The organism is Roseobacter sp. EG26 (assembly GCF_049830555.1).
Taxonomy (GTDB): domain Bacteria; phylum Pseudomonadota; class Alphaproteobacteria; order Rhodobacterales; family Rhodobacteraceae; genus Roseobacter.
The window spans coordinates 91416-105512 of the sequence record NZ_JBNBLH010000001.1 but is presented as its reverse complement, the minus strand read 5'-3'; the positions used below and the strand labels follow the sequence as shown (position 1 = coordinate 105512).

At 57.8% G+C, this 14097-nt stretch carries 14 protein-coding genes; 3 read left to right on the top strand and 11 right to left on the bottom strand.

Translation table 11 applies throughout. The features are described from left to right. The first annotated feature begins 2 nt into the window (after nt 1-2). Nucleotides 3-2177, top strand: a complete 2175-nt coding sequence (locus tag ACOTTU_RS00520) for an RNA degradosome polyphosphate kinase (RefSeq protein ID WP_425655658.1) — start codon at nt 3-5, stop codon at nt 2175-2177. 96 nt (nt 2178-2273) lie between these two features. Next, nucleotides 2274-3842, top strand: a complete 1569-nt coding sequence (locus ACOTTU_RS00515) for a Ppx/GppA family phosphatase (RefSeq protein WP_425655657.1) — start codon at nt 2274-2276, stop codon at nt 3840-3842. Nucleotides 3843-3850: 8 nt separating this feature from the next. On the opposite strand, the gene ACOTTU_RS00510 is transcribed toward ACOTTU_RS00515, so the two are convergent. The 7 genes from ACOTTU_RS00510 to ACOTTU_RS00480 form a co-directional block, all read right to left on the bottom strand. After that, a complete protein-coding gene (locus ACOTTU_RS00510; protein WP_425655656.1) occupies nt 3851-4171 on the bottom strand; it encodes a hypothetical protein in 321 nt (106 codons plus the stop codon). 37 nt (nt 4172-4208) lie between these two features. Then, nucleotides 4209-5213 (bottom strand): endonuclease/exonuclease/phosphatase family protein, encoded by a 1005-nt coding sequence (locus tag ACOTTU_RS00505; protein ID WP_425655655.1) that lies wholly within the window; start codon nt 5211-5213, stop codon nt 4209-4211. Further along, on the bottom strand, nt 5213-5893 hold the full coding sequence (locus ACOTTU_RS00500) for a molecular chaperone DjiA (RefSeq protein WP_298919809.1): 681 nt from the start codon (nt 5891-5893) through the stop codon (nt 5213-5215). Before ACOTTU_RS00500 ends, ACOTTU_RS00505 begins: the two co-directional genes overlap by 1 nt. Nucleotides 5894-5945: 52 nt before the next feature. After that, complete coding sequence (locus ACOTTU_RS00495) at nt 5946-6422, bottom strand: GNAT family N-acetyltransferase (protein WP_298919811.1); 477 nt, start codon at nt 6420-6422, stop codon at nt 5946-5948. After that, nucleotides 6419-7036, bottom strand: a complete 618-nt coding sequence (locus ACOTTU_RS00490) for a VOC family protein (protein WP_425655654.1) — start codon at nt 7034-7036, stop codon at nt 6419-6421. Before ACOTTU_RS00490 ends, ACOTTU_RS00495 begins: the two co-directional genes overlap by 4 nt. A gap of 164 nt (nt 7037-7200) precedes the next feature. Beyond that, a complete protein-coding gene (gene scpA, locus ACOTTU_RS00485; protein WP_425655653.1) occupies nt 7201-9330 on the bottom strand; it encodes a methylmalonyl-CoA mutase in 2130 nt (709 codons plus the stop codon). Further along, complete coding sequence (locus ACOTTU_RS00480; RefSeq protein ID WP_425655652.1) at nt 9293-10300, bottom strand: hypothetical protein; 1008 nt, start codon at nt 10298-10300, stop codon at nt 9293-9295. The genes scpA and ACOTTU_RS00480 overlap by 38 nt, the downstream gene beginning before the upstream one ends. A gap of 99 nt (nt 10301-10399) precedes the next feature. Here ACOTTU_RS00480 and ACOTTU_RS00475 point away from each other — a divergent pair, with 99 nt between their 5' ends. After that, a complete protein-coding gene (locus ACOTTU_RS00475) occupies nt 10400-10855 on the top strand; it encodes a DUF4174 domain-containing protein (protein ID WP_298919819.1) in 456 nt (151 codons plus the stop codon). A gap of 38 nt (nt 10856-10893) precedes the next feature. Here the strand turns inward: ACOTTU_RS00475 and ACOTTU_RS00470 are convergent, their stop codons facing one another. The 4 genes from ACOTTU_RS00470 to ACOTTU_RS00455 form a co-directional block, all read right to left on the bottom strand. Then, nucleotides 10894-12894, bottom strand: coding sequence for an acetyl-CoA carboxylase biotin carboxylase subunit (locus ACOTTU_RS00470; protein ID WP_425655651.1), 2001 nt, complete (start codon nt 12892-12894; stop codon nt 10894-10896). A gap of 110 nt (nt 12895-13004) precedes the next feature. Next, nucleotides 13005-13211: a hypothetical protein gene (locus tag ACOTTU_RS00465; protein WP_425655650.1), complete on the bottom strand. Its 207-nt coding sequence runs from the start codon at nt 13209-13211 to the stop codon at nt 13005-13007. Nucleotides 13212-13509: 298 nt separating this feature from the next. Then, nucleotides 13510-13857 carry a hypothetical protein gene (locus ACOTTU_RS00460; protein ID WP_298919824.1) on the bottom strand — a complete coding sequence of 116 codons (348 nt, stop codon included), beginning with the start codon at nt 13855-13857 and terminating at the stop codon, nt 13510-13512. A gap of 66 nt (nt 13858-13923) precedes the next feature. Further along, nucleotides 13924-14064, bottom strand: a complete 141-nt coding sequence (locus ACOTTU_RS00455) for a hypothetical protein (protein WP_425655649.1) — start codon at nt 14062-14064, stop codon at nt 13924-13926. Between the last annotated feature and the right edge of the window lie 33 nt (nt 14065-14097).

Genomic DNA, 14097 nt, shown 5'->3' with positions numbered 1-14097 from the left:
GCATGACACAAGCCGACTTCCTGACGTCCAAATTTCCACCTGCAACAGAAATGTCCGATCTCGATACAGAGGGACCGGCGCGGTTTTTCAATCGCGAACTGAGCTGGCTGGGCTTCAATTGGCGGGTTGTCGAAGAAGCCGAAAATCCCCGCGTTCCTTTGCTGGAGAGATTACGTTTCCTGTCAATTTCCGCCACCAATCTCGATGAATTTTACACCGTCCGGGTCGCGGGTCTGCGCGAGTTGGCACAGGCCGGAAACACGACACCCGCCGCCGACGGATTGAGCCCTGCGGAGCAACTGGCGCTGATTGACGAGAACGCCCGTCGACTGATGGTCACCCAACAGCGCGTGTTGGTCACTCTGCTCAAAGAAATGGAAGCGGAAAACATCTCCGTGCTGCGACGTGACGACCTGACGGATGCGGACAAAACCTATCTTGAGGATGTTTTCCTGACGCAGGTTTTCGCGGTTCTGTCCCCATTGGCGATTGATCCCGCGCACCCTTTCCCTTTCATCCCCAACACCGGCTACGCGCTGGCGCTTCAGCTGGAACGTAGCTCCGACAAGCGCCCCTTGCAGGCCCTACTGCCCATTCCGGCCCAGATCGACCGCTTCATCGCCCTGCCCGCAGAAGATGGGAAATCCCGGTTCCTGCCTCTGGAAGAGCTACTTGTGCTCAACATTGCGGGCCTTTTTCCCGGCTATAAGCTGAAGGCGCATTTCGAGTTCCGGGTGTTGCGGGACAGCGATCTGGAAGTCGAGGAAGAAGCCGAAGACCTCGTGAGGGAGTTCGAGGTGGCGCTCAAACGCCGCCGCAGAGGTGAGGTGGTCCGGCTGACCCATTCGGCAGGCGCGCCGGAAAAACTCAAGGCTGTGATCATGGAAGAGCTTGATGTCGACCTCGAAGAGGTGATCGAGATCGACGGTATGATTGGCTCCGCTGATCTTAAGGAGCTTGTTCTAGACAGCCGCCCCGATCTTTTGTGGCCCATGTTCACCCCGCGCGTGCCGGAACGTGTGACCGATCACGACGGCGATATGCTGGCGGCCATCCGCTCCAAGGATATGCTGCTGCACCACCCCTATGAAACCTTTGATATGGTGGTCCGTTTCCTGCAACAGGCCGCCCGGGATCCGCAGGTCGTGGCGATCAAGCAGACGCTCTACCGCACGTCCCGTGACAGCCCGATCGTCGAGGCCCTTTGTGAAGCTGCAGAAGACGGCAAATCGGTCACGGCACTGGTCGAGCTCAAGGCGCGTTTTGATGAGGCCGCGAACATCCGACAGTCACGCAGGTTGGAACGCGCTGGCGCGCATGTGGTCTATGGGTTTCTCGACCTCAAGACCCACGCCAAGATTTCGACTGTTGTGCGGCGCGAAGGCAATCAACTGGTGACCTATACGCATTACGGAACCGGCAATTATCACCCGATCACAGCGCGTATTTACACCGACTTGTCGTTATTTACCTGCGATCAGCGGCTCGGGCGCGATGCCACCAAGGTGTTCAACTACCTGTCAGGTTATGCACAACCTGACAGCCTGGACAATCTTGCAATTTCGCCCACCACACTGAAGCCGCGACTGCTCGAATTGATCGCCGCGGAGGCCGCACATGCAAAAGCGGGCAAGCCCGCTGCGATCTGGGCCAAGATGAATTCACTGATCGACAGCGAGGTCATCAACGCGCTTTACGCCGCAAGCCAGGCTGGCGTGAAGATCAGCCTCGTGATCCGCGGCATTTGCGGATTGCGCCCCGGTGTTGCCGGTCTCAGCGACACGATCCGGGTCAAATCCATTGTTGGGCGGTTTCTTGAACACTCCCGTATCGTCTGTTTCGGCAATGGTCATGGGTTGCCCCACAAGAAAGCGCGCGTATTTATTTCCTCTGCCGACTGGATGGGGCGTAATCTCAACCGCCGGGTCGAAACGCTGGTGGAAATAGAGAACGCCACCGTCAAGGCCCAGATCGTCAGTCAGATCATGGCAGCAAACCTCGCCGATGTGGCGCAAAGCTGGGTCATGGGGCCAGATGGCACCTTCGAACGACCGCCTTTGCCCGAAGGGGCGTTTGCGTTCAACTGCCACCGGTTTTTCATGGAAAACCCCTCGCTATCAGGGCGCGGGTCTGCTGGCGCATCAGACGTGCCCAAGCTCACGCACACCGAGGACTGACGAACGGCGGACCAGGTGTCGGAAATCTGGACCTACATGGATTGACCCGTGTCAAAATATTGCTCAGGGTGACCGCGAAATCGACTGGATGCCTGCATGAGCCTACCTAGCGAAATTTCTGCGCCGAGAGCGCCGGATGGCACGCACCCTGATGTGGGTTTTTTCGGCAGACCCCTGTTCGAAGACCCAAGTGCGCGCGCCTTGTCTAGGGTCGGCGTGGTCGATGTGGGCTCTAACTCTGTGCGTCTGGTGGTTTTTGACGGGGCCGCACGGTCACCCGCCTATTTCTATAACGAGAAAATCATGTGCGCCTTGGGTGCAGGGTTATCAGACAGCGGCGTGTTGAATCCTCAGGGACGTGTGCGCGCATTGAGTGCTTTGCGCCGGTTTCAACATCTCGCGCAGGGCATGGGGCTGCCTGAGTTGACGGTTGTGGCCACGGCGGCGGTGCGTGACGCCAGCGACGGACCGGCCTTTTGTGACGAAGTCAAACGTGAAACCGGCTTGCGCATCTGGGTGATCGACGGTGAAGAAGAGGCCCGGCTTTCGGCGCAGGGCGTTCTGCTCGGCTGGCCCGGATCCTATGGGCTGGTATGCGATATTGGGGGCTCGTCGATGGAGCTTGCCGAGATATCGGACGGGCGTGTCGGGCGCCGCGTGACCTCCTCTCTCGGTCCTTTGAAGCTGCGCGAAATCAAAGGCGGAAAAAAAGGCCGACAGGTGCACATCAAGGACACCATGAACAGGCTGCACGACGCGATGGGGCCGCAGCCTGACCGGCTTTTTCTGGTGGGTGGCTCATGGCGGGCGATCGCCCGGATCGACATGCTGCGCCGGGGCTACCCGCTGCACGTCCTGCATGAATACCGCATGACGGCGCGGTCCGTCAGTGCGACCGTCAAATACATCCAGCAGTCGGATATTGACGAATTGCGTGGCGCCTGCGGGATTTCTGCCGCCCGGATGAGCCTTGTGCCTCTTGCTGCGGAAGTGCTCAGCCGGCTGGTGAAAACCTTCAAGCCAAAAGACATTGCCATCTCAAGCTATGGCATCCGCGAAGGCATGCTTTACGAACAGATGCCGCAGCGCCTGCGTGACAGGGATCCGCTGATTGAATCCTGCCGGTTTGCGGAGGCCAAGGATGCGCGCATGCCCGGTTTCGGCAAATCGCTATATGCCTTCATTCACCCGATTTTCAAATCTGTCCCCCCGGCACGGCGACGCCTGATCAAGGCCGCCTGTCTTTTGCATGACGTCAGTTGGCGGGCGCATCCCGATTATCGGGCAGAGACCTGTTTTGACAATGCCACACGGGCCAACCTTGGTGGGCTCAAACATTCCGAACGTGTCTTTCTGGGGCTCGCCCTGCTGCATCGCTATTCCAACAAACGACAAGGGACACGTTTCGAGGAACTTTACGACCTGATTGACGACAAGACAAAACTGGAGGCGGAAATTCTCGGCAAGGCCATGCGTTTCGGGGCCATGCTCTGGATGACGCAGGACGCCGAACGCGGCACCCTGCGTTGGTTCCCCAAGAAACGCCAGTTGCAACTGCGCCTGACACCCGACATGGTGCCACTTTTCGGCGAAGTCGCCGAAGCGCGCTTGATGTCGCTCGCCTCATCGCTGGACGCGGAAGTCGAGATTAAAAAGCTGCGCTGACGGGGCGTCTATAGCTCGATTTGCGGCGACACTTCAGCATCGGGCCGCTCGTCAGGTTTGCGGCGGATGATGATGTCGCCGTTTGGCAGGATTTCAGGGGCCTCATAAACCGACCAGTCTTCGATCTCGCCCATCAGCTTGGTCAAGGCCGGTCCCATTTCGTCGATAAACCCCCGCATGCCTTCCAGCGCTGGTTCCATTTCCAGAAGCAACCCCTCAAGAAATTGCTGTGCCCCACGCTCCATCATGGATGGCGCGTCGTCCTCCTGCGCCGCAAGCATTCCGGCCCAGAGGCACAAAGCGGTCAAAGGCGCAAAAACATGTCTCATGTGATCAATATAATCACAAAACCGCGATTCTTCGAGGTCAGATGTCGAGATCAAGGGTCACCGGGAAATGATCGGAGGCTGTCAGCAACGCATCACGCAATGCTGGGTTTTCCCAACACACAGGGTCATCCGTGGGATGCCAGATCCGCCATGCCGCATCTCGACCCTTCAATTCCGGCGTCACCATGATGTAATCCAACAGCGCCTGCAGATACCGTTTCTCGTGCTTTAGCCAGAAGCGCGCCGAGGTCGGTGCGGCCCCCAATCGATGGGTCAGAGCCTGCCGCGCGTGCGGATCATAAAGATCACCTGCCGCACCATTCATCACAATCTCAACCGACGACCGGCCAAAGAGCCCCTCAAAGGCATCGAGACCAGGACCGTCGTTCAAATCGCCCATGACCATCAGCGCGGTGCCGCGCCCCAGGTGCTGATCAATTCTGGCCCGCAACCAGATGGATTGTGCGAGTTGCTTCCGCCGGTTCGCGATGGCAAGTTTCATGGCGTGGGCGTCATCGCGCGCACCATGCGGAGCTTTTGATTTCAGGTGCGCACCGATGATGTGAAAAAGAAATCCGCTTTTGGTTTCCACATCCAGCTCCAGCGGCGGTTTGGAAAAACTGACGCGGTCTTTAGTTGCATCTACGTCCAGATCGATCTCGAAAACACCATCGAAACGCGGCACATCAACGGTGCCTGATTGCGGCGCATGGCGCGCAGAAAGGGCGTCCGGATCATAGAGCAACGAAATCTCCTGCTGAGTATCGTTCGTGAACCCCATCACGGCGGACCGGGTGCGCAATCCAAAATGCGCCGCAAAATTCTCCAGCGCCGCAACAGTGCTACGACGACCATTTGCATCCGGCGCTTCGATGATCATGACCGCATCGGCATCCATCTCACGAAATACCACGCCCAGAGCCTCTGCCTGCTGTGCACGGGTCACCTTGTAACGCGCGGACCATCCGCCATCAGGCAACAAGCGATCTTCCCGGTCAAACAGGTTTGTGAACCATTCGACATTATACGTCGCCAGGCGCATCAACTCTGCGCGCTTTCAATCTCGTCCCAGGCGCGGTTGATATCGGCCATGCGTTTTTGCGCTAGTTGCATAGCTTCTTCGGGCACGCCACGCGCCATCATCGCGTCGGGATGGTTTTCGCGCACCAATCTGCGCCAGGTCTTGCGAATCTTGGCGACGGGTGTTTGCGGCGTGACACCCAGAACGGTGTAGGGGTCCTGTTGCACATCTGGTGCAAAACGCATGCGCAACGCGTTGAAATCCGATTGCGGCAATTCGAAAATTTCAGTCACCCGCTCCAGAAAGACATCTTCATTCGGGTGATAAACGCCATCGGCCACGGCAATGTGAAACAACCCTTCCAGCAGGTCGCGCAGGGTTTCAGGCTGGGAGGAAAACATCGTTTTAATACGCTTAGCGTAATCCTCGTAGCCCGCCACATCCTGACGGGCGAGATTAAAGACCTTTGCGGCCCCCGCTTCATCTTTCGCAGCAATATGAAAGACTTCGCGGAAAGCAGTTACCTCGTCACGCGTGACTTGTCCGTCCGCCTTCGCCATCTTCGCACCCAGAGCAACCACAGCGATGGCAAAGGCGACCGACCGCTCGGGCGGAGAGCGCAGGCGGTCGAAAACCTGCGACAGGCCTTCACCGGCAGTCAGCGCAGAGAGCGCTTCGGAAATACGTGACCAGATTGACATGGCGCAGACCTTATCTGTTGCGTGCGGGCATGTCAGCGGATGAAGCGTCGCATCACAGCACTTTCTGCATCAAGACCAGATCAAGCCACCGCCCCGCCTTGCGCCCAACCTCAGGCAAGCGTCCGACCTCCGAATATCCTAATCGGCGGTGAAATGTCTGGGCGGAGACGTTGGTGTGGCTGATACCGGCAATCATCACATGCGTGCCACTTGCCCGCGCAGCCGTTTCGGCAGCCTTCATCAAGGCGCGCCCTACACCCTGGCCTTGTGTTTGTGGTGTCACCAGAATGGTGTGCTCCGCAGTCGCAGCATATCCGGGTCCAGACCGAAACCCGCCGAAGGTTACAAACCCGGCAAATTGATCTGCCACTTCCGCGACCAGAAACGCCCCCCTCCGTTTCTCGATCAGGTCCAGAATGTCATCCGGCGTCTTTTCGAGCGTCGTAAAAGTGGACAGGCTGTCCCGAATCATTGTGTTCCAAAGGGCCGTTATGTTTTGGGCGTCACTGTCCAATGCAGCTCTGATCATCCGCCCAAAACCCGAGGTCCGTGGGGGGTGTCGAAATCGGCCTCGAGGCCAACGGGGCCGACCTCATAGCTGATACGGTCGTCGGGAAGAAAAGGTTCAAAGCTTGCCTTGATTGCCTCCGCCTCGGGGTGTCGGATCGTCAGCCGCGTCAAGCGGACACCCGATGGCTTTAGTAAAGTCGCGGGATGCGCTGGCGTTTCCCATTGGATGAGCGCCGGGGCACAATTATCGTAAGGCAACAAACCCGATCCCGGAACGGCCATGCGCCAACGCAAATCCCCTCGGCTGAGGGCCACCGGTGTGCCCAGATCCTTGGAAAGATCGGCAAGCGTGCGTTCCATGTCTTCCGACCGGCAGATCCAGTTCGTCAGACGCGCGGGACCTTCGAACCGATCAAGGTCAAACCACCGGGGTCGCTGCGGTTGGGGTGCCGACGGGTCAATGGCAATAGCTTCCAGATAGAGGCCACCCTCCAGACCCAGAAGCGCATTATGCGTATGGAAAACCGCATGTTGCCCACCCGGTTGCATCTTCACCCCCAAAGACTGCTCTACGTGCTTGCAAGCCTCTGCCAAGGTCTCGCCCGCGACGGCCAGATGGTCGAGTTGCATCATTTGGGGTCGTCCTCTCTGTTCAACCTGCGCGACCCGATAGAATACTTGTTCCAGACCAATTGATAGCCCGAAATCGTCCCCGCTGACCCGTTCACAAAACCACCAAAATTTCGTCAATCGCATTGGCGCACGACAGGTAGCCAAGCAAACAGCAGATTTGGTTGTCAGCTCCGCGCCTCTTGAATGAGCTTCAGGATGTCTTGCGCCGCATTCGGGATATTCGTGCCGGGGCCAAAAATGGCCTTCACACCTGCATCGTAGAGGAATTGATAGTCCTGCTGAGGGATCACACCGCCGCAGATGACAAGAATGTCCTCGGCACCCGCCTCTTTCAATGCGGCCACCAACTGTGGCGCGAGAGTTTTGTGGCCAGCAGCTTGCGAACTGATCCCGATCACGTGCACATCGTTGTCCACCGCGTCCTGAGCTGCTTCCGCCGGGGTCTGAAAGAGCGGCCCGACATCCACGTCAAAGCCAATATCAGCAAAAGCCGTCGCGATGACCTTGGCGCCGCGGTCATGCCCGTCCTGCCCCATTTTGACAACCAGCATGCGGGGTCTGCGCCCTTCGGCCTCGGCAAATTCCTCGACGGATTTCTGGATCGCGGCGAATCCTTCGTCGCCCTCATAGGCCGCACCGTAAACACCGGCGAGCGTTTTGACCTCCGCACGGTGGCGGCCAAAGGTTTTTTCCATTGCCATGCTGATCTCTCCCACTGTGGCGCGCGCGCGTGCAGCTTGGACTGCTGCCTCCAAAAGATTGCCTCCTTCGGATGCGCGACGTGTCAGTTCCGTCAAAGCCTGCGCGCAGGCCGCCTCGTCGCGACTGGCACGAATCTTTTCAAGTCGGGCAATTTGGCTGTCACGAACGGCCGCATTGTCGATATCGAGAATATCAATCAGGTCTTCGCGGTCCCGGCGGTATTTGTTGACGCCAACAATCACTTCCGATCCTCTGTCGATACCAGCCTGACGCCGGGCCGCCGCTTCTTCGATACGTAGCTTGGGCATGCCGGAGGCCACCGCTTTGGTCATACCACCGATCTCTTCAACCTCTTCGATCAACTTCCAGGCGGCGTCAGCCAGATCAGCGGTCAGTTTTTCAACGTAATAGGAACCCGCCAGAGGATCGACAACATTGGTCACACCGGTTTCTTCCTGCAAAATCAGCTGGGTATTGCGCGCGATTCGGCTGGAATTTTCCGTGGGCAGTGCGATGGCTTCATCAAGCGCATTTGTGTGCAGGGATTGCGTTCCCCCCAGTACAGCGCTCATCGCCTCATACGCCGTGCGGATCACGTTGTTATAAGGGTCTTGCTCTTGCAAACTGACACCCGATGTCTGGCAATGCGTGCGCAACATCGAAGATTTAGGGTTTTTGGGCTCAAACTCCGCCATGATGCGCGACCAAAGCAGACGTGCTGCGCGCAGCTTTGCCGCTTCCATGAAAAAATTCATCCCGATGGCAAAGAAGAACGACAATCGGCCTGCGAATTTATCCACATCCATGCCCCGCGCAATCGCCGTACGCACATATTCCCGGCCGTCCGCCAGTGTGAATGCCAGCTCCTGCACTAGGTTCGCGCCAGCTTCCTGCATGTGATAGCCCGAAATCGAAATCGAATTGAATTTCGGCATGGTGTCTGAGGTATATTCGATGATGTCCGCAACGATGCGCATCGAAGGTTCGGGCGGGTACACATAGGTGTTGCGCACCATGAATTCCTTGAGAATGTCGTTCTGAATGGTGCCTGATAAAACGGATTTGTCGTGTCCCTGCTCTTCACCTGCGACGATGAAATTGGCGAGGATCGGAATGACTGCGCCATTCATCGTCATGGAAACGGAAACCTTGTCGAGCGGGATACCGTCGAAGAGGATTTTCATATCCTCTACGCTGTCGATGGCGACACCGGCTTTGCCCACGTCGCCCTCGACTCGCGGATGATCGCTGTCATAGCCGCGGTGCGTCGCCAAATCGAAGGCTACTGATACGCCCTGCTGACCCGCGGCCAACGCACGGCGGTAAAACGCGTTGCTTTCCTCGGCGGTGGAAAACCCTGCATATTGGCGAATGGTCCAGGGACGGCCAGCATACATGGTGGCCTTGACCCCGCGCGTATAAGGCGCCTCGCCCGGGATGCCGCCCAAATGGTCAAGTTCAGCGGTATCTTCCGCCGTATAGACCGGTTGAACAGCAATACCCTCCAAGGTCTGCCACGTCAGATCATCCAGTGATCTGCCCCGCAGTTCCGCCTTAGCCAGGTCGCGCCATTTGTCTTTCTTCGAGCTCATGCCCATGTCCTTTTATCTGTGCACCGGATGGCAAGGTTTTCCCCGCTCTTTTCCGGTCGTGATCCTCTGTCAGCGTGGCCAGCCCATCAGCACCGGAAATCAGCCACATCATATCGTCGGCAAAGACCTCGCGCAGCGCGCCATGATCTTCGGGTGTAAAGGGGTTCCACCGCCCCATGCCAAAGGGCAGAATGTTGCCACCATCGCCGCGCTCATCCAGAACGCGTCGCAGTTCGGCCAAAGTCGGACTGCGGTTCAACCAATGTCGATCTGTGTCAAAGGGTGCCAATACGCCCGTCCCTCTGCTCAATTGCACTTCAGGCCTACCGCAAAATTTTTCGAAGGGCATTACCCTGATATCGGCCTCGGGCACGGCAGTGGCCAGGTCTGTCACCACATCCCGCCAGCCGCGCCGCGATTGCGCGATCTTCCGAAGCTTTTCACGGTCCGGGACGGGGTAACCCCGTGCAACGCCAAAAGACAGCGCAGAGCTCCAATAGAGTTCGAGACTGCGCACGGAAATCATGATTGTCGAAACCTGCCCCTCAAACGCGCGGGCGAAGCGCGTCATTCGCTCGCCGATCCCGGGGTAAAGCGACCCGCTGCGCAGGTTTTCACGTACCGCGCCCATCATGTTTTCGTCGCTGACAACGAGAGTGCTCAACCCCCTTGCGCGCGCTCCGGCCAATTGCAGCTGAACCCGCCCTTCAGCCTGCCTGCGCAGGTCCCTGCCCGTGCAAACCTCGTCTTTCGGAACCAAACCCGAAAACAACCCGCGACGGGTGCGCCCCGGTCCCCAGAACCCGACACCCATCGCCGCAAGCGGCTCAGTATGACGGCGCATGTAATCTTGAAAACTCGTTGTTCCGGTGCGGTGAGCACCAATGTGCAGAATAACGTCCATGACGCGATTGACCCAATGTGCAGCGACCGCCCCGACCGGCCTGAAAGAGGGGATAGCCAGCGTCATAGCACCCAACCCCTTGATGCAATTTTAATGGTAAATATGCGCGCATTCCCCATCGCATATCCTGAACAGCGCCTTATATTGGACAGAGCAGGAGATGTGATGAAGAAGATATTACCCCTTGTTCTGGCGTGCTTTTTCGCGAACGCGACGATGGCCCAAACGGCCGAACCTGATCTGGCAGAAACGCTGTTTGTGACGATGGAAGACGTCGATTTAAAGCAATTTAAGTGGAAAAAACGCCCCGTTGTTGTCTTTGCGGACAGCGAGGACAACCCTGCATACATCGAACAAACCAGATTGCTGCGCGAGCGCGCAGAAGAACTGGATGCGCGCGACGTTGTTGTGATCACTGATACCAGCCCCGATGTGATGTCGGATTTACGGCGCAAGCTGCGGCCGCGCGGGTTTATGCTGGTCATTATCGGCAAAGACGGTGGTGTGAAGTTGCGCAAACCCTTTCCGTGGGATGTGCGCGAAATCTCCCGCAGCATCGACAAGATGCCGATGCGGCAGCGTGAAATCCGCGAGCAGAAAGAGCGCGCAATCGGGCGATAGCGCCCAAGCGATATGTCTGCGGGGCGACGCATTTAGGCTTATTCAAACTCCAGAATAACGTCATCCACGGCGAGGCTGTCACCCGCCGAAGCGTTGATTTTCGAGACAACACCTTTGCGTTCCGCGCGCAGAATATTCTCCATCTTCATGGCTTCGATCGTGCAGAGCGCCTGACCGTCCTGCACTTCATCCCCAACGGCCACATCCAGTTTCACGATCAAGCCCGGCATTGGGCACAACAGCATCTTGGACGTGTCGGGGGGCAGTTTTTCGGGCATCTTGCGCGCCAGTTCGGCCTGACGCGGCGTGCGCACATGCACTTTCATGTCAGCCCCACGCGTCCTGATCCGAAAACCACCGCTGATCTTGCCGACTTTCAGCACAAGCGGTGCATCCGCCACGGTCATTTCCGCCAGTTGATCGCCCGGGGTCCAGGCACCGCTGACACGCAATACGGTCCCGTCTGCAAATGTCACGGTTGAGCCTTCCTGGTCAGCCGCGATGGTCATGTCATAGGATTGCTGCTGGAGTGCGACGTTCCACTCCGTACCCACCTTGCGTTCGTGATTGTCCATCCGCCCCGAAACCCGCGCGCGGCGTATCTCGGCAACCCGGTGCATGGCCGCACAGGCCGCTGCAATCCGGCGCAATTCCGCATCCTCCAACGTCACGCCGGTGAACCCATCGGGGTATTCTTCGGCAATAAATGCCGTCGTTATATCGCCTGAGACGAATTTCGGGTGATCCATGACCGCAGAGAGAAAGGGCAGATTGTGTCCAATTCCTTCCACTTCGAAACTGTCCAGCGCCGCCCGCATCCGTTCAATCGCCTCACCGCGCGTCGGGGCCCAGGTACAGAGCTTGGCGATCATCGGATCATAATACATGCTGATCTCACCGCCCTCATAGACACCCGTGTCATTGCGCACCACATGCGTGGCCTCAGTGACCTCAGCGGGTGGACGATAGCGCGTCAGACGTCCGATGGAGGGCAGAAACCCGCGGTAAGGGTCTTCCGCATAAAGCCGATTTTCAATCGCCCAGCCGTTCAGTTTCACATCCGCCTGTGTGATCGACAGCTCTTCTCCATTTGCCACGCGGATCATCTGTTCCACCAGATCAACGCCCGTGATCAGCTCGGTGACCGGATGCTCCACCTGAAGGCGTGTGTTCATCTCCAGGAAATAGAAGTTCTTGTCGCCATCCACGATGAACTCCACCGTGCCGGCAGAGGTGTAGCCCACGGCCTGCGCAAGGGCGACGGCCTGCTCTCCCATGGCTTTTCGGGTCGCCTCATCAAGAAACGGACTTGGCGCTTCTTCGACAACCTTTTGATTGCGCCGCTGGATCGAACACTCGCGTTCACCCAGATAGATGCCATTGCCATGCGCATCACAGAGCACCTGAATTTCGATATGTCGCGGTTGGGTGACAAATTTCTCGATGAAAATCCGGTCATCGCCGAAAGAACTCGCCGCCTCATTCTTGGAGGACTGGAAGCCCTCGCGTGCCTCCGCATCATTCCAGGCAATCCGCATGCCCTTGCCGCCGCCCCCTGCTGAGGCTTTGAGCATCACCGGATACCCGATTTCATTGGAAATCTTGACGGCCTCATCCGCGTCTTCAATCAGCCCCATGTAGCCGGGGACGGTGCTAACGCCGGCCTCCTGGGCGATTTTCTTGGAGGTGATCTTGTCCCCCATCTTTTCAATCGCACCTTTGGGGGGGCCGACGAAGGCGACGCCAGCTTCTGCAAGAGCCTCTGCAAATTTCGCGTTCTCGGACAGAAAACCATACCCGGGATGGACGGCCTCAGCCCCTGAGGATTTGATCGCCGCCATCACATTGTCGATCACAATGTAGGATTGGTTCGCAGGAGGCGGCCCAATATGCACTGCCTCATCCGCCATCTGCACATGCAGCGCCTGTTTATCTGCATCCGAATAAATCGCCACCGTTTGAATGCCCATCTTGCGGGCGGTCTTGATGACGCGGCAGGCAATTTCGCCCCGATTGGCGATCAGGATCTTATTGAACATGATGAGACCTTCTGGAAATGCATTGAGAACTTTGAGCAGCGCAAAACAACCGCCGCGCATGACAAGCAGACGCGGCGGAGATTTTGCGCAATTTAGTCGGCGAAGTGGGTTTAGTTACATTTGCCGGGGTAAAGCTGACAGTAGGCAACATTGCCCGCAGCACCGAGCGCTGCCCCCTGCAGCGCGCTGCTGCCGGTGACAATTGCAGTGCCGGCGCCAATGGCCGCCCCACCAACAGCTTGTTCGCCAAGTGTATCACCACAGGCTGCAAGGCTCGCACAGGCGGTTGCAGCGAATATGAGACCTTTGATCGACATCTACGATTTCCTCTGCTTCTGAGCACGTCTGCGAAGGGAACGCGCCGCTGAAATCCTGGTTCCGTCACCATGTCGTGACCCAAGAAAAAGGCGGGCAGTGATGACGCCAACGCGTCGCACTGCCCGCCAGGGGAAGGGGTACGAATAGTGTACACAGACACGGTGCGGGGATATTCGCGTGTGACTGCAGAATTAACAATACCCGCATGGGTTGAATAATCCAGCCCTTTTCCTGCAAGCGCCCCTTTATGGGCCATCGACCGCCGGTAGCGGCCTATTTCGGGCGAAAACATGCCGATCACCCCTCAAAAGCCTCTGGAAAGGACTGTCGGGCAACCCTTTCGTCGATCACCAGGAGCGCCGCGTAATCCGCGGGATCAAAAGGGTCTTCCGCCGGAATCACTTCGCGGCCAAAGAGCCAGGACAGCCGTCCGGCATCCAGATTGCCCCGCTCAAAGGGTTCTGATCCGAAGTGCTCCCAAAGCGCCTGAAAGAACGCCGCATCTGCCCGCCGATCCGCCGGTTTGCGGTCTTTGAACCGGGCACGTTCGGTCAGCGGGGTAACACCGCGTGGGTTGAACCTGCGAAGTGTGAACTGAAAATCTGTTCCCGCCAATCGGCCGGGAAATCCGCGGTGCTTTAGCATCCTACCCCCCGTTGCAAGGGGGTTTGTAAGGTCAGGACGGGCCCAAAGACCCATCCCGCCTCAGCATTACTTGTATTTACCGGTGTAAGTCGGCTCTGTCGAGATCGGCTCCGGATCGACCACGACGAATTCTTCCTCATCATGCGAGCAAGCAGCCACGAGGGCAAAAAGGCCCAAAGCCGCCAACAGTTTGATGCTCTTGGACATCTGTATCTCCTGTCACTTTCAGTGCTGGTCCGC